Genomic DNA, 15929 nt, shown 5'->3' with positions numbered 1-15929 from the left:
CTCCGGATATCGTTGCAGGCCGGCGAGAGGACACGAATGCGCCCTCGCTGGCAAGCCCTTCGCCGGCGCCGGTGGGGCGCCTCAGCGCTCGGTCAGCTTCAGCTCGATGCGGCGGTTGCGTGAGCGCGCCTCGTCGGTGCCGGCGGTGTCGAGCGGCTGGTATTCGCCGAAGCCGGCGGCCACGAGCCGGTTGGCCGGCACGCCGTTCTCGATCAGGAATTTCACCACCGAGGTCGCGCGCGCCGAGGAAAGCTCCCAGTTGTCGCGGTAGCGGCCGGTGCCGGAAAGCGGCCGGTCGTCGGTGTGGCCATCGACGCGCAGCACCCAGTTGATCTCCGGCGGGATTTCCTTCTGCAATTCGATGATGGCGTCGGCCAGCTTCTTCATCTCGGTGCGGCCGGCGTCGTTGATCACGTCCGAGCCGATCGGGAACAGAACTTCCGACTGGAATACAAAGCGGTCGCCGACGATGCGGATGTTTTCGCGGTCGGAGAGGATTTCGCGCAGCCGGCCGAAGAAGTCGGAGCGGTAGCGGTTCAGTTCCTGCACGCGCTGGGCCAGCGCCACATTCAGCCGCCGCCCGAGATCAGCGATCTTGGTGTTGGATTCACGGTCCTTGGCCTCGGAGGCGCCCAGCGCATCCTCCAGCGCGGCGATCTGCTTGCGCAACGCGGAGATCTGCTGGTTGAGCAGTTCGACCTGCGACAGCGCGCGCTGGCTGATCTGGCGCTGGTTGTCGAGTTCGCCGCTCAGCGTGCCGATGCGCGCATCGGCAGCCGCGCCGGCGCCGGCGCCCTGGGACAGAAGCTGCTCCAGCCGGCTCTTCTCGGCTTCGGCGGCCGAAAGCGAGGCCTGCAGGTTGGCGAGCGAATCCTGCGCGTCCTGGGTGTTGGATTTTTCGAGCGCCAGAAGCTGCGTCAGCTCGTTAATCTGCGAGTTGAGGCGGTTCAGTACCTGGTCCTTGCCGGTGATCTCGCGGCTGAGCAGGAACTGCGCCAGCACGAAGACCGACAGCAGGAACATGATGGCCAGAAGCAGCGTCGACAGCGCGTCGACGAAGCCCGGCCAGTAATCGATGCGGCGGTCGCTGCGCCGGCGGCTCAGCGCCATCTCAGCTGTGCTCCCGCTTCTTCAGTGCATCGGCGATCTTGTCGAGCGTCACGCGGATCGCTTTCTGCTCCTGCGCCTGTGCCTCCACCCAATCGCGCATGATCTGCTGCTCGCTGCGCATGTTCTTGACCAGACCGGAAATGCCGTCGGCCAGATTGGCCATGGCGGTGGCCACGCGCGGGCTGGCGCCGCCGCTCTCCTGAAGGCTGCGCAGCCGCTCGGTCAACACCTTCAGCTCCTCGGACGAGCTCGTATTGGCGGGGTCGATGGTCTGGACGGGCTGGATGTCGGAGGAAAGATCGGTCACCGAGGACAGCCAGTCTTCAAGCTCGGTGTAGAAGCGGGTCTGAGCGCGGCCCGCCTGCAGGTCGAGGAAGCCCAGAACCAGCGAGCCGGCAAGACCGAACAGCGAGGACGAAAACGCCGTGCCCATGCCCGCCAGCGGGGCCGCAAGGCCGGCCTTCAGCGCTTCCAGCACCGCGGCGGTGTCGCCGGTTCCGGGGTCGAGCGACTGGATGGTATCGCCGATCGAACCGATCGTGTGCAGCAGGCCCCAGAAGGTGCCGAGCAGGCCAAGGAACACCAGAAGCCCGATGAGGTAGCGCGAGATGTCGCGCGTCTCGTCAAGGCGCGTAGCGATGGAGTCGAGCATGGTGCGCATCGAGCTGGTCGAGAACGCCATGGACGAAGAGCGGCTGAGCAGTGCCTTCATCGGCGCCAGCAGCACGGGTTCGGTCGTCTCCTCGCCGGCGCGGAAGGAATTCACCCAGCGCACTTCGCGGAACAGTCGCGTCACCTGCAGAAAAGCGAGCAGGATGCCGATCAGCAGCACGCCGAGGATCAGGCCGTTGAGGCCGGGATTGGTGGAGAATGCAGACGTGATCTGGCGGGTCAGGATCGCCGCGACGAAGCCGGCGATCGCCAGGAAGATCAGCATCGAGAGAAGGAAGACCTGCGGGCTCGATAGCTTGTGCGGATCATAATCCGTATCACCGCCAGCCCTTAATTGTCTCATAAATGCCATTCGCACCCCGGTTTGTCCGATGCGCCCGCGCGCCCACGCCTTATTGCCCCGTGACTCTAAACGGAAATGTGACGAAATTGAAAGACGCTTGCTGGCATTGCCGGGCAACAAGCGAAACTTAGCGCAAATCGGGACCGGATCGACCGCTCTAGAGCCGGTTCACCACCAGGCAGTCGATCAGCGCGGCGAAATGCAGGCCCGCGCCCGTCACCACGAAGCCGTGCCAGACCGCGTTCTGGAAGCGCAGGCTTTGCCAGGCGAAGAACACCACGCCGCAGGAATAGACGATACCACCGGCCAAAAGCAGGCCGAGCGTCACCGGCGGCAGCGTTTCGAGCATGGTCTGCGCCACCATCACCCCGCTCCAGCCGATGGCGAGGTAGAAGACGACGGCAAGGCGGTCGAAACGGCCGGGAAAGAACATTTTCAGCGCAACGCCGACAGCCGCGGCCGACCAGACCAGCACGATCATGCGGGTGGCCAGGCTCGTGTCGGCAAGCTGGGTGAGAAACGGCGTATAGGTGGCGGCGATCAGCATGAAGATTGCCGCGTGGTCGAAGCGGCGCAGGATCCATTTCACCGGCGAGATCGGCCACAGATTGTAGGTCAGCGAAATCGACAGCACCGCAAGCAGCGACACGACGTAGAAGATTGCGGCGATATATTCGCCTGGGCCGGTAAGGAAGGCCGCCAGTGCCAGCATGGCCGAACCGGCTGCGATCGCCAGCACGATGCCGACCGCGTGCACGATGCCGTCGGCGATCAGTTCGGCGCGCGAATAGTGGAAGCGTCCTCCAAAGGAGGCGCCGGCATGGGCCGTCGGGCGCTGGCTCGGTTGGGGTTCGGCTTCCATGGCCGCCGACTATGCCTCGGCCTTGGACTTTTTCAAGGCATTACAGCGCCGCGCGCCCGATCGGGCGCGCAAAGGACGCTGTAACACTTTGAATCGTGCCGGATGCGCCGGCACGTCGCGCTAGAAACCGATCAGCGCGAGGTCACCGGCTTCTTCAGCGTCTTCAGCAGCGCGCGGTGGATCAGCTCGTTACCGGCCACGATGGTGCCGTTCTCGAGCATGTTGTTGCCGCCCTGCTTGTCGGAAACGAAGCCGCCGGCCTCGCGGATCATCAGGATGCCCGCTGCCATGTCCCAGGGCGACAGCGGCTCTTCCCAAAAACCGTCCATGCGGCCGGCCGCGACATAGGCGAGGTCCAGCGCCGCCGAGCCGAGGCGGCGGACGCCCGCGGTCTCGCCCATCACATTGCGCAGCTCGACCAGGAAATTGCCGTGGTGGCCGCGGCCAAGATGCGGGATGCCGGTGCCGATGACGGCGTCGGAAAGCTTGCTGCGGGCGGCCACGCGAAGACGGCGGTCGTTGAGGAAGGCGCCGCCGCCGCGCTCGGCAGTGTAGAGCTCGTCCATAGCCGGGTTGTAGATGACGCCGGCGACGAGCTGGCCCTGACGTTCCAGCGCAATCGAGATCGAGAAGATCGGCAGGCCGTGCAGGAAGTTGGTGGTGCCGTCGAGCGGATCGACGATCCAGCGGTGCTGGTCGTCCTCGCCTTCAACGGCGCCGCGCTCTTCCATCAGGAAGGAGTAGCCCGGGCGTGCCCGCGACAGCTCGGTGTAGATGATCTCTTCGGCCTTGCGGTCGGCCTGGCTGACATAGTCGCCGGGGCCTTTCAGCGAGACCTGAAGGTTCTGCACCTCGCCGAAATCGCGCGCCAGCGAACGCCCGGCCTTCATGGCGGCCTGAACCATGACATTGAGGATCGCTGAACGCGCCATTTGTGAGACTCCAGAGGCCGCGCTTAGTCGGCGCGGCGGATATAGGTGATTTCGTTGGTGTCGACGATGATACGCTCGCCGGATGCGATGAACGGCGGCACCAGGACGCGGATGCCATTCTCGAGCACCGCCGGCTTGTAGGACGAAGCGGCCGTCTGGCCCTTCACCACCGGGTCGGCCTCGGTGATCAGCAGCGTCACCTGGTCGGGCAGCGCAATGCCGATCGGCTTCTCTTCATAGAGCTCGACGGTGACCATCATGCCGTCCTGCAGGAAGGCAGCGCGCTCGCCGACGAAATCCTTGTTGAGCTCGAGCTGCTCGTAGCTCTCGGTGTCCATGAACACCAGCGATTCGCCCTGCTCGTAGAGGAACGAGAAGTCCTTCTGCTCAAGGCGCACCTTTTCGACCGTTTCGGCCGAGCGGAAGCGTTCGTTGAGCTTGGTGCCGTTGATCAGGTTCTTCAGTTCGACCTGATTGTAGGCGCCGCCCTTGCCGGGCTTCACGTGGTTCGTCCTGACCGCTACCCAGAGACCGCCGTCATGCTCGATGACGTTGCCGGGACGGATTTCATTGCCGTTGATTTTGGCCATAGTCCTACTGTTCCGGAGAGTTTGCCCGCCCGAGCGGCGGTTTCGGAGCTTCCAAGACCACAAAACGCCGGTTGAGGCAAGAGAGGGGCGCCCCGCCGCGGCTTGCTTCGGCGCAAAAAGACGCCGGATCGAGGTCAATCCGGCAAACGTTTTTTATCAGCCGGTATGGTGCCGCGAGGGCGAGGGGAAGCTCGCCCGGGCGTCAGCGCAATCTGTTGGCCTTCTGCAGGGCCTGTTTCAGCTGATCGCTATCGAGGCCGTCGAGGAAGCTGTCCATGACGGGATCCTTCAGCCCCGCGCGCCGCGCCACGATGTACCAGGCGGCGGCGCTGATCAGGTCGGGATCGGTCCCGAGGCCGTTCATGTAGAGCTTGGCGAGCCGGTTCTGGGCGGCGACATTGCCGCCGGCGGCGGCCTGCATCATCCAGGCGAAGCCGCCTTTCTCGTCCTTGGGGCCGCCGCGTCCCTGGACCAGCCAGGTGCCCAGATCCAGCTCGGCGGTGTCAAAACCCTGACGCGCGGCCAGAAGCAGCCAGCGCCGCGCCTCGACGTCGTCCTTGTTCTTGCCGCCAACGCCATTGGCATAGATCTGCGACATCGCATATTGCGCGTCGGCCAGCCCGGATTGGGCGGCGCGCTCGTAATAGACGGCTGCCTTTTCGAGCCCCTTGTCGCCCGGGTTCACCTCGATCAGCATCTGCGCGTAGTTGAACTGCGCAAGCTGATTGCCCGCTTCGGCGGCCGATTGCATCAGGGCGTAGGCGGCCTTGCGGTCCTTGGGTGCGAGTTCCCCGTCGAGCAGAATGAGCGCGTATTGGAATTGGGCCTCTGGCACGCCCTGTTCGGCGGCCTTGGCGTACCATTTGGCCGCTTCCTTGTCGTTGCGGGCCACGCCGAGGCCGCGCGACAAAATCTCGGCGATCAGCGTCTGTGCTGCGGCGTCGCCCGCCTCGGCCCGCGGCAGTGCCAGATTATAGGCGGTCTTGTAGAGCCCGCGCTGGAAGGCGCCATAGGCTGGGTCCGTCTTCGGGCCGCCGAAGCGGTCGGCGTCGGGCTGGCCGTCCTTCGAATTGCTGCCGCCGAAGCGCTGTGGGTCGAAGCCATCGGTAGGCGCCGGCAGGTGCTTCATCTCGGACGGCATCGGCGTCGTCGTGGGCAGCGGCGCTGCGCCCTGTTCCGGCTTGGCGGCCTCCGGGGCCGGCGCCTGCGGATCGGCCGCCGCATGAGCTGCCGCCGGCGCAAACACAATTGCCAGCGCCAGATAGAAAGCAGAGCGGGAGTTTTGCGAAGCCGTCACGAAAATTCCCTCGGTTACTCTTCGTAGTCGAAGATGGGCGCGGTTTCGTCGAGGATGGCATTGGCGCGCTCGATCGCCTCGCGGGGATCAACGCCTTCGCCGAAGATCGCGCTCGACAGGGCCACGAATTCGGCGCCGGTTTGCGCCACTGCCTCCACCGAGGCGATATCGGATCCGGCCATGACGATGCAGGGGATCTCGACTACCTCGGCCCACCAGCGTCCGAGCGTCAGGTTGCGGTTGTGCGGCTCGGGCTTGGTGTCGTAGCCGAAGCGGCCGAAGAACATGTAGTCGGGCCGCGTCTCGCCAAGATCGAGGGCGTCGTCGCGCGTCTTGGCGCCGCCGGCACCCACCATCATCTTGGACTGATAACGCTCGATCGCTTCCTCGAGGCCGCTGACATTGGTTTCGAGATGGATGCCGTCGGCGCCGATGCGGCCCGCAATGCGCGTGTCGTCGGCGACGATGACGGCGATGCCGGCATTTTGCGCGACCTTCGCCACGCGCTCGGCGAAAGCCTGGAAGGAGGCTTCGTCGCGCCCATAAGGCGGCAGGATCAGCGAGGCGATGTCGCCGCCGGCAATGGCCTGGCGAAGGCGTTCCTCGAACCGATTAGGCGTTTCGCCATCGGGGGCGATCAAAACGATGCGGCAGCGATTGGGCGTCTTGGCTTCGGTCATCATGGCGTTCCGGTGTTCAAACCCATGCAGGGCGATCATGGTTGGATTTGGGCATAGAGGAAGACGAAGGCCTTGAACAGCCTTGGCAGAGCTCGCGTGGCATCACGGCAACAGGGCCTCATTGTTTCAGCCGGATAACATATTTTGACGGCAAAAAGCCGAACTTTGCCTTCTTCTCGGCGTTTGACCGCCTTAGAGCCTAGGCCCGATTGGCATGCATTATCGCCGCGCGCGTTGGGCTGTCTGACTTTTTTGTACGTAGCGAACTTCAAGGCTGCCATGACAACCACGAATGCACCATCTCAGCGGGACACCCGCATCGACGTGTTTCGGGCGCTGTCGCTGCTGACGATCTTCATCAATCACGTGCCGGGCACCATCTACGAGTATGTCACGCACAAGAACTTCGGCTTTTCCGATTCGGCCGAGGCTTTCGTCCTCATTTCGGGCATTGCCATAGGCATTGCATATGGGCCCAAGTTCAAGCCCGGCAACCGCCTGCTGATGACGCTGAAGGCCTGGCGCCGCGCCGGCGTGCTCTATGTCACCCACATCATGACGACCGCCGGCACGTTGGGCATCTTCGCGGCCGCGGCGATCTATTTCGCTCGGCCCGACCTCTTGAACATGATCAACATCGAGACGGTGATGGCCGACACGCCGCGCGCATTGGTCGGCATCGCCACGCTCGGCCATCAACTCGGCTACAACAACATATTGTCGATGTATGCCGCCGTGCTCCTGATGCTGCCGCTGTTCCTGCTGCTCGGCAATGTCAGCCTCAAGCTGACGGTGGCGATTTCCGGCCTCATCTGGCTGGTGGCCGGCATCTGGCAGATCGCGCCGATCAATTACCCGACGCCCGGCTACTGGTTCCTCAACCCGCTATCCTGGCAGTTCCTGTTCGTCATCGGCTTTGCCGCGATGCTGCATGTGAAGCGCGGCGGCGAGATCGCCTTCAAGCCCTGGCTCGCCGGCCTGGCCGCCGCTTATCTGGTTCTTTCGCTGTTGTGGGTGCGTGTCCCGCTGTGGGGCGTGGACGTCTCGTTCGGCCTGCCGTCAGTCCTGACCGGCTTCGACAAGACCTTCCTGTCACTGCCGCGTCTCGCCCATGTGCTAGCGCTCGCCTATCTCATCGCGGTGATCCCCGCACTTTCCAACATGGCGCGCACCCGCGCGGACAATCCGCTGGCCGTGCTGGGCAAGCATTCGCTGCCGGTCTTCATCGCCGGCACGCTGCTGGCCATGATCGGCCAGGTGATGAAGACGGTCAGCCCCGGCGGCTTGGTCTACGACACGGTGCTGATCTCCACCGGCGTGGCGCTGCAGTTCGCCCTTGCCTACTATCTGGAATGGCTGCCGAAGATCGGCTGGGGTGGGCGCAAGCCCGCCGCGCCGGAACCGACCAGGACCATGACCGGCCCGAGACCGCTCGGCGGCAAGTCGCCAAGCCCGCTTCCTGCGCGTTCGCCGGTCCGCTAGAGCATTTTGCAGCGAGGTGGAAACACGTCGCGTCGCACAAATGCGGCACAATCTATTAGATAGACCATGATGTCGGCCGAAAACCGATTTCCACTTTTCGGCATCATGGTCTAGCCGCAGGCCACCCAATGGTTGCCGAATGCCGCAGGCTGCTCAATTGAGGTGACGGCGGTGATTGCTGCCGTTAAAGTCCCGGAAAACATTGCTTCCGGGAGTCATCGTGCCCAGCATTTATGACGGCGGCCTTGACCGCAATCCAGCCAATTACCAGCCCCTGACGCCGCTCACCTATCTCGAACGCGCCGCCGCCACCTATCCCGACCAGGTCGCCATCATCCACGGCTCCAGCCACGTGACCTATCGCGACTTCTGGCGCCGCTCGCGCCAGCTTGCCTCGGCGCTGGCCGCTGAGGGCATCGGCAAGGGCGACACCGTGACGGTGATGCTCTCCAACACGCCGCCCATGCTCGAGGCGCATTTCGGCGTGCCGATGGTGAAAGCGGTGCTGCATTCGCTGAACACGCGGCTCGACGCGGCCATCATCGCCTTCCAGATCGACCATGCCGAAAGCAAGATCGTCATCGTCGACCGCGAGTTTGCCGGCGTGATGAAGCAGGCGCTGGCAATCGCGAAGCACAAGCCGCTGGTCATCGACTATGACGACCTCGAATATCCCGACGATGCGCCCTACCCGAAGAGCGAGCGCATCGGCACGCTCGACTATGAGGACTTCATTGCCGCCGGCGATCCGGATTTCGCCTGGTCGATGCCCGACGACGAGTGGGATGCGATCGCGCTCAACTACACCTCCGGCACCACCGGCAACCCCAAGGGCGTCGTCTACCATCATCGCGGCGCAGCACTGATGGCCTACACCAACACCATGCATGCCGGCATGGGCAAGTTCCCGGTCTATCTCTGGACGCTGCCGATGTTCCACTGCAACGGCTGGTGTTTTCCGTGGACGCTCGCCGTCCAGGCTGGCACGCATGTCTGCCTGCGCTGGGTCCGCTCCAAGGCGATGTATGACGCGATCGCCGACCATGTCGTGACGCATCTGTGCGGCGCGCCCGTCGTCATGTCGCTGCTGATCAACGCCAAGGACGACGAGAAGCGCGAGTTCCCGCAGACGGTCACCTTCAACACCGCCGCTGCCCCGCCGCCCGAGGCGGTTCTGGCCGGCATGGCCGAGGCCGGCTTTGCCGTCACCCATCTCTATGGCCTCACCGAGACCTACGGCCCGGCCGTGGTCAATGAGTGGCACAGCGAGTGGGATGCTCTTCCCGCCGCCGAGCGGACGGCGAAGAAGGCGCGCCAGGGCGTGCGCTATGCTGCGCTCGAAGGCCTTGCCGTCATGGACCCCGAGACCATGCAGCGCACTCCGGCCGACGGCACGACGATCGGCGAGGTCATGTTCCGCGGCAACATCGTCATGAAGGGCTATCTGAAGAACAAGCCGGCCAGCGACGAGGCCTTCGCCGGCGGTTGGTTCCATTCAGGCGACCTCGGCGTCATGCACCCCGACGGCTACATCCAGCTCAAGGATCGCTCCAAGGACATCATCATTTCCGGCGGCGAGAACATCTCCTCCATCGAAGTGGAAGATGCGCTCTACAAGCATCCGGCCGTCGCCTCCTGCGGCGTTGTCGCTCGTCCCGACGAGAAATGGGGCGAAACGCCGGTGGCCTATGTCGAGCTGAAGCCCGGACGCAGCGCGACCGAGGAAGAAATTCTCGAGCATTGCCGCGCGTTGCTTGCGCGTTTCAAGGTTCCCAAGGCGATCATCTTCGCCGAAATCCCGAAAACCTCGACCGGAAAGATCCAGAAATTCAGGCTTCGGGAAATGGCCAAGAATCCGTAAGGCGTTTCTTTAGCTGGGATCGCAGAAACTCCTTGAACTGATGCCAAAATCATCTGCATCGGAGCAACGAAAGCCTCTGCCGCGCGAACTTGCGTGCGGCTCTATTCGACAATTTCTGTCTGTGCTAATTTAGACCTGTGCCGGAGGGGCATTTCTCCGGGCGCTTGGCTGTTTCCCTGTCTGGGGGAAGCAAAGAGAGAGGGGATGAATATGCAAGGCGTAGCACGCAATTTCTTCATACTGGCAATCATCTACGCACTCTGCGGGATGTTGCTTGGACTGGTCATGTCGATCAGCGGTGATCATACGGAAATGCCGGTGCATGCGCACATCATGGTGGCGGGCTGGCTGATGTCGGCGGTGTTTGCGTTCTTCTATCATCTGTTCCCGGTCGCGCGTGCCTCGCGGCTTGCGCCGGCGCATTTCTGGCTGACGGCCGTCAGCGGCATCTTGCTGCTGGTGGGGCTCTTCTTCCTGCTGGCCGGCAACCCGGCAATCGAGCCGGTCGTGGCGCTGGGCTCGCTCGGCTTCTTCGCGGGCATGCTGCTGTTCGCCTGGATCGCGGTCCCGGCAACCCGCGCATATCAGGTCCAGCCTGCCCCTGCGGAATGAGAGGGCTTGAGCCGGATCCCGAAAAGCGGAGGCCGCTTTTCATGCTCCACCAAACAGCTGGGCCGTGAGGACGATTCAACGAAGCGGCATCATGGCCCAGGCGTCCCTTTTTGAGACAGGAAGGTCGAAAAAAAGCGGCTTCTTAACCAAGCATTAAGGTTTACGGGTGTTTACTATAACCGTCCAGTGATCTGGATTCTTACCGAGTGGCTGGAGCCACTTCGTTTGACGCCTCCCTGTTAACTCCCGAGAGCCGCTTTTCCAGCGGCTCTTTTTTTATGTGCGGTTGACGAGCATGTTACTGGCGCTCGCCGTTAACCTTCCGTTAAACATGTGCTTGCCTTCGGGCCGCCGTGGGCCCATTTTCCACACCTATCAAACAGGGGGTAGGCGACCGGCCGGTGTCGATGTGGCACCAGTGCGGTTTCTGCGTGCAGGGGCGTAAAGGATGAGCGAACCTTCGATGGGAAGCGGCAACATGATCAGATTGGCGGAGCGGCGGGTTTTCTCGCACTCTTTCAAGCCGCTTTACGATGAGGGCATGGGCCTGGTCGAGGAAACGGCCGAGTATCTCGACGGCCCGGGCCGCATCGACGCCAAGCAGCTGTCGCGGCTTGCAGCCACCCTCTATGCCGCCGAATCCATGCGACTGACCACGCGACTCATGCAGGTTGCCTCGTGGCTGCTGCTGCAGCGCGCCGCAAATTCCGGCGAAATGACCCGCGACCAGGTGGCCTCCGAAAAATCCAAGGTGAGGCTCGACACGGCCTCGGCCCGCGAGGACGCCGCCGGCTGGGGCGAACTGCCCGACTGCTTCCTCGATCTCGTCAACCGCTCGCTCAGCCTGCAGTCGCTGGTGCGCCGCATGGACGACGAGATTTATGGCGAGCACGCCGATGGTGCGGTTGTCGCTCGCCGCAGCAATCCGGTCTCCGACCAGATCATGCTGCTCAACACCGCTTTCGCGCGCGGCTGACCTTCGGTATTTTGCAGCCAAGCGGAATCGCTTGGGGTGGCACAAATGCGGCCAAAGCAATGGGATAGAGCGGAAAGGGGCATCCGTCAGGAAGCCTGCCGCTCTGGTCGAATCGTTTCCGGTTTGTTCACATATTCCTGACACATAGGTCCGGCGGAGGTACAGTCGCCGGATGAACCAAGCGATTCGCATTATCGGTATCGACCCGGGGCTTCGGCGCACCGGCTGGGGCATTGTCGAGTCGCTCGGCAATTCGCTGCGCTTCGTCGCGGCCGGCACGGTGCGCTCCGACGACAAGACCACGCTTGCCACACGGCTCTGCCAGCTGCATGACGGCCTTGCCGAGGTGCTGCATCGCCAGATGCCGGACGAGGCGGCGGTCGAAATTACCTTCGCCAACAAGGACGCCACCGCCACCATCAAGCTCGGCCAGGCGCGCGGCATTGCCATGCTGGTGCCGGCCCGCGCCGGCCTGCCTGTCGCCGAATATGCGCCCAATGCGGTCAAGAAGGCGGTGATCGGCGTCGGCCACGGCGACAAGAAGCAGATCCAGATGATGGTGAAGGTGCTGATGCCGAAGGCGATCTTCGACGGCGCCGATTCGGCCGATGCGCTGGCCATCGCCATCTGCCATGCCCATCACCGGCAAAGCGTGACCTCGCGACTCGCTGCCCTGGCCAGCTGATCCCTCGATGTTCTTGACTTGTTCCGGTGTCGCGAGTAAGTAATACCGCAGAGGTATTACCATGCGCGTCACCGAAAAAGGCCAGGTCACCATTCCGAAGGAAATCCGCGATCGGCTGGGCATTGGCCCCGGCAGCGAAGTCGACTTCGTGGAACGTGATTCCGTCGTGGTCCTCGAAAAACGGGAGGCATCGGCCGAGCAGAGGGAGCAGACATTCGAGGAATGGGCTGCGAGCGTAGCAGGCACTTTCGACACCATGGGGATGGACGGAAAGGCCTATGTGGATTGGCTGCGGGGACCGCGTGAAGATCTCGACCCTCATTGATACCAACATTCTGATCGACGTTCTCGGCCCGGCGGAACTGGAAACGCGGCGTTGGTCGCTCGACGCTCTGAAGCGGACCTTTTCCGAAGGGCCTGTTGTGTTCAGCGCGATCGTCTGGGCCGAGCTGTCGAAGCCAACGCTCGGCGAGGAGGCGTTGTTCCGCGCCTTTGCCTGGCTGCAGCCTGTCCGCGAGGATTTTCCATTCGATGCCGCTTTTCCGGCCGGCGCAGCTCACACGCTCTATCGCCTCCGAGGCGGAAGGCGGGAAAGAACCTTGCCGGATTTTCTCATCGGCGCGCACGCCACTGCTGCTGGCCATCGCCTGTTGACGCGCGATCCGGGCCGATACCGTTCTTACTTCCCCAGTCTCAACATATTGAGCCCCGAAACCTATCCGCTGGAGAACGACTAGATGATCGGCAAGCTCAAGGGCACGGTGGACGAGATCGCCGAGGACCACTGTGTCATCGACGTCCACGGCGTCGGCTATGTGGCCTATTGCTCGGCGCGCACGCTGGCTTCGCTTGCGGGGCCGGGCGAGGCGGCGGTGCTGTTCATCGAAACCTATGTCCGCGAGGACATGATCCGGCTCTACGGCTTCCAGACCACGCTGGAGCGCGAATGGTTCCGCCTTCTGCAGGCCAATGTGCAGGGCGTCGGCGCCAAGGTGGCGCTGGCCGTGCTCTCGACGCTGACACCGAGCGATCTCGCCAATGCGATTGCGCTGCGCGACATCGCCATGGTCAGCCGCGCGCCGGGCGTGGGCAAGAAGGTGGCCGAGCGCATCGTCACCGAGCTCAAGAACAAGGCGCCCGCCTTTGCCGGCGAGGCCGTGGGCACCATCGGCCTCAAGCAGGAACTGGGCGAGGGCGTCGCGCCGGCGCCGATCGCCGATGCCGTCTCGGCGCTGGTCAATCTCGGCTATTCACGCGACATTGCCGCCAATGCCGTTTCCGCAGCGCTGAAGACAGCGGGCGAGGAGGCCGATTCCTCAAAGCTTATCCGGCTTGGCCTGAAGGAACTGGCGCGGTGAGGCCCGGCTTGCCTGCAAGTGCTGCCCATGCGAGGAGGGGCGCATGAACACCCCATCCCGTCTCATCTCGGCCGACAAGCGCGGCGAAGACGTCGATTCCACGCTGCGCCCGCAAAACCTCGACGAATTCGTCGGCCAGGCGGCCGCGCGCGCCAATCTCAAGATCTTCATCGAGGCGGCCAAGGGTCGTGGCGAAGCGCTCGACCATGTGCTTTTCGTCGGCCCGCCCGGTCTCGGCAAGACCACGCTGGCGCAGATCATGGCGCGCGAGCTCGGCGTCAATTTCCGTTCCACCTCCGGCCCGGTCATCGCCAAGGCCGGCGATCTTGCGGCGCTGCTCACCAATCTGGAAGAGCGCGACGTGCTCTTCATCGACGAGATCCATCGTCTCAGCCCGGCGGTGGAAGAAATTCTCTATCCGGCGATGGAGGACTACCAACTCGACCTCATCATCGGCGAGGGGCCGGCGGCCCGCTCGGTCAAGATCGACCTTGCCAAGTTCACGTTGGTCGCCGCCACCACCCGGCTCGGCCTGCTCACCAATCCGCTGCGCGACCGTTTCGGCATTCCGGTCCGTCTCAACTTCTACACCGTCGAGGAGTTGGAACTGATCGTGCGGCGCGGCGCGCGCATCCTCGGCCTGCCCATGGGCGACGACGGCGCGGTCGAGATCGCCCGCCGCTCGCGTGGCACGCCGCGTATCGCCGGCCGACTTCTGCGCCGCGTGCGCGATTTTGCCAGCGTTGCCGGCGCCGAGATCGTCAACCGCAGGATTGCCGATGAGGCGCTGTCGCGGCTGGAGGTCGACGCGCTCGGGCTCGACCAGCTCGACCGGCGCTATCTCTCCATGATCGCGATGAACTTTGGTGGCGGCCCGGTTGGTATCGAAACCATCGCAGCCGGCCTGTCGGAGCCGCGCGACGCCATCGAGGACATCATCGAGCCCTATCTCATCCAGCAGGGCTTTATCCAGCGCACGCCGCGCGGTCGCATGCTGACGGCAAATGCCTGGAAGCATCTCGGGCTGGAGGCGCCGAGGGAAGTAGCGCAGCAGCAGATCGGCCTGTTCCAGGAGGATTGAGGCGCAGCGCACGTTGTGAGTGAAATGCAGAGCCCAAAGCGCCTTGGTTGCTCACTAATGTGTCTAGCCCGATAGCCCCCGGTCAATCCGCTGCCTTGAGCATCGCCGCCAACCTCCGCGATGCATCGATCTGCCCTCTCGACGGAGCCGCAACGGAGCAGTACCTCTGGCGAGACGCGCAGAAGGAAAGCAAGATGCACGATCATGGTGAACGCGAACGGCTGATGGCCGGCATTGCGGGCGAGTTGACCCCCTTCGGCCACCGCATCATGGCGCGGGTCTATTATGCCGACACCGACTTCTCCGGCGTCGTCTATCACGCCCGCTATCTGGAATTCTTCGAGCGCGGCCGCTCGGACTTTTTACGGCTTGCCGGCGTGCACCATACTGAGCTTGCTGACGGCAAGCATGGCGAAAAGCTGGTCTGGATCGTCCGCCGCATGGAGATCGATTTCCGCTCGCCGGCCCGGATAGACGACATCCTCACCATCGACACGCGGACCGAGGACATTTCCGGCGCGCGCATCCGAATGGGCCAGCAGCTGAAGCGCGGCGAGGAAGTGCTGGTCGAAGCCAAGGTCGAGGCGGCGATCATCGGCGAAAACGGCCGCCCGCGCCGTTTTCCGCGCGAGTGGATCGAGGCTTTCATGCCGCGCGAGCAAGCATAGCGGCGGCCCTTCTCTTCTTGCGGTTTATCTCGCGGCGTAAAGTCGTTATGACCGTGCCGTAAGGAGCAAGGCATGACACCGAAAGCCGTATACTGGGACATGGACGGAACGCTGATCGACAGCGAGCCGCTGCACGAAAGAGCCTTGAGGACGGTGCTGCTCAGTCTCGGCATCACTCCGCCGGTCGACCTGCACGACCGGGTCGTCGGCGTTGCCGCAATGCCGGTCTACGAGATGATGCGCGACGAGCTCGGGCTCAAACTGCCCTTCGACGACTGGATCCTGCGCAAATATGTCTACTACATGGAGCATGTCGCGTCGCTGAAGCCGCGCGACGGCGCCGTGGAAGTCTATCGCGATCTCTGGGCGCAGGGCACGCCGCAGGCGGTGGTGTCGAACTCCGACAGGCTGATCGTCGAAGCCAATCTGCGCGTGCTGGGCATCGACCGGCCGGGCATGAAGAGCGTCACCCGCAACGATGTGCGCAACGGCAAGCCGGATCCTGAGCCGTTCTTGCGCGCGGCCTGGCTCACCGGTGTCGACCCGGCCGAAACTTGTGTCATCGAGGACAGCCATGCCGGCGCCACTGCGGGCGTCGCGGCTGGCATGAAAGCGCTGTTCTGGCCGCAGCAGCCGGTCGACTATGTGCCGAGCGGCGCCATCCTCGTCTCGAGCCTTGCGGAACTGCGCAGCCATCTCGGCCTTTATTGAGAGGGCGGG

General features: G+C 63.6%; 18 protein-coding genes. 11 read left to right on the top strand and 7 right to left on the bottom strand.

Going from position 1 to position 15929, the window contains the following annotated elements:
- Positions 1–81: 81 nt before the first annotated feature.
- From M2281_RS08525 to M2281_RS08495, 7 genes are all read right to left on the bottom strand, one after another.
- The gene (locus M2281_RS08525) at positions 82–1110 is read right to left on the bottom strand and encodes a peptidoglycan -binding protein (protein ID WP_280820630.1); all 1029 of its coding nucleotides are present in this window, start codon (positions 1108–1110) and stop codon (positions 82–84) included.
- A gap of 1 nt (position 1111) precedes the next feature.
- Entirely contained in the window at positions 1112–2134 is a 1023-nt protein-coding gene (locus tag M2281_RS08520; protein ID WP_280820629.1) for a MotA/TolQ/ExbB proton channel family protein, read from the bottom strand.
- A gap of 148 nt (positions 2135–2282) precedes the next feature.
- Positions 2283–2987, bottom strand: coding sequence for a PAQR family membrane homeostasis protein TrhA (gene trhA, locus M2281_RS08515; RefSeq protein ID WP_280820628.1), 705 nt, complete (start codon positions 2985–2987; stop codon positions 2283–2285).
- Positions 2988–3118: 131 nt separating this feature from the next.
- Entirely contained in the window at positions 3119–3919 is an 801-nt protein-coding gene (locus M2281_RS08510) for an inositol monophosphatase family protein (RefSeq protein ID WP_280820627.1), read from the bottom strand.
- Positions 3920–3942: 23 nt separating this feature from the next.
- Positions 3943–4509 carry an elongation factor P gene (gene efp / locus M2281_RS08505; RefSeq protein WP_280820626.1) on the bottom strand — a complete coding sequence of 189 codons (567 nt, stop codon included), beginning with the start codon at positions 4507–4509 and terminating at the stop codon, positions 3943–3945.
- A 202-nt stretch (positions 4510–4711) separates the two neighbouring features.
- Positions 4712–5806, bottom strand: coding sequence for a tetratricopeptide repeat protein (locus tag M2281_RS08500; protein WP_280820624.1), 1095 nt, complete (start codon positions 5804–5806; stop codon positions 4712–4714).
- A gap of 14 nt (positions 5807–5820) precedes the next feature.
- Positions 5821–6486, bottom strand: coding sequence for a thiamine phosphate synthase (locus M2281_RS08495; RefSeq protein ID WP_280820623.1), 666 nt, complete (start codon positions 6484–6486; stop codon positions 5821–5823).
- Positions 6487–6765: 279 nt separating this feature from the next.
- Between M2281_RS08495 and M2281_RS08490 the strand changes: the two genes are divergently transcribed.
- From M2281_RS08490 to M2281_RS08440, 11 genes are all read left to right on the top strand, one after another.
- The gene (locus M2281_RS08490; protein ID WP_280820622.1) at positions 6766–7968 is read left to right on the top strand and encodes an OpgC family protein; all 1203 of its coding nucleotides are present in this window, start codon (positions 6766–6768) and stop codon (positions 7966–7968) included.
- A gap of 220 nt (positions 7969–8188) precedes the next feature.
- Positions 8189–9829 (top strand): acyl-CoA synthetase, encoded by a 1641-nt coding sequence (locus tag M2281_RS08485; RefSeq protein WP_280820621.1) that lies wholly within the window; start codon positions 8189–8191, stop codon positions 9827–9829.
- Positions 9830–10039: 210 nt separating this feature from the next.
- Positions 10040–10441 carry a hypothetical protein gene (locus M2281_RS08480; protein ID WP_280820620.1) on the top strand — a complete coding sequence of 134 codons (402 nt, stop codon included), beginning with the start codon at positions 10040–10042 and terminating at the stop codon, positions 10439–10441.
- A gap of 448 nt (positions 10442–10889) precedes the next feature.
- Entirely contained in the window at positions 10890–11417 is a 528-nt protein-coding gene (locus tag M2281_RS08475) for a DUF1465 family protein (RefSeq protein WP_280820619.1), read from the top strand.
- 172 nt (positions 11418–11589) lie between these two features.
- Positions 11590–12102 (top strand): crossover junction endodeoxyribonuclease RuvC, encoded by a 513-nt coding sequence (gene ruvC, locus M2281_RS08470; protein ID WP_280820618.1) that lies wholly within the window; start codon positions 11590–11592, stop codon positions 12100–12102.
- Between the two features lie 61 nt (positions 12103–12163).
- Positions 12164–12427, top strand: a complete 264-nt coding sequence (locus tag M2281_RS08465) for an AbrB/MazE/SpoVT family DNA-binding domain-containing protein (protein WP_280820617.1) — start codon at positions 12164–12166, stop codon at positions 12425–12427.
- Positions 12405–12839 (top strand): type II toxin-antitoxin system VapC family toxin, encoded by a 435-nt coding sequence (locus tag M2281_RS08460; protein WP_280820616.1) that lies wholly within the window; start codon positions 12405–12407, stop codon positions 12837–12839. The genes M2281_RS08465 and M2281_RS08460 overlap by 23 nt, the downstream gene beginning before the upstream one ends.
- On the top strand, positions 12840–13460 hold the full coding sequence (gene ruvA, locus M2281_RS08455; protein WP_280820615.1) for a Holliday junction branch migration protein RuvA: 621 nt from the start codon (positions 12840–12842) through the stop codon (positions 13458–13460). It begins immediately after the preceding gene.
- A gap of 43 nt (positions 13461–13503) precedes the next feature.
- A complete protein-coding gene (gene ruvB / locus M2281_RS08450; protein WP_280820614.1) occupies positions 13504–14541 on the top strand; it encodes a Holliday junction branch migration DNA helicase RuvB in 1038 nt (345 codons plus the stop codon).
- Positions 14542–14735: 194 nt separating this feature from the next.
- Positions 14736–15209, top strand: coding sequence for a tol-pal system-associated acyl-CoA thioesterase (ybgC, locus tag M2281_RS08445; RefSeq protein WP_280820613.1), 474 nt, complete (start codon positions 14736–14738; stop codon positions 15207–15209).
- Positions 15210–15281: 72 nt separating this feature from the next.
- Positions 15282–15920, top strand: coding sequence for an HAD family hydrolase (locus M2281_RS08440; protein ID WP_280820612.1), 639 nt, complete (start codon positions 15282–15284; stop codon positions 15918–15920).
- The last annotated feature ends 9 nt before the right edge of the window (positions 15921–15929 follow it).

This window comes from Pseudaminobacter soli (ex Li et al. 2025) (assembly GCF_029892515.1).
GTDB lineage: Bacteria > Pseudomonadota > Alphaproteobacteria > Rhizobiales > Rhizobiaceae > Pseudaminobacter > Pseudaminobacter soli_A.
The sequence above is the reverse complement of the archived record's forward strand: the minus strand, read 5'-3'. Positions and strand labels throughout refer to the sequence as shown.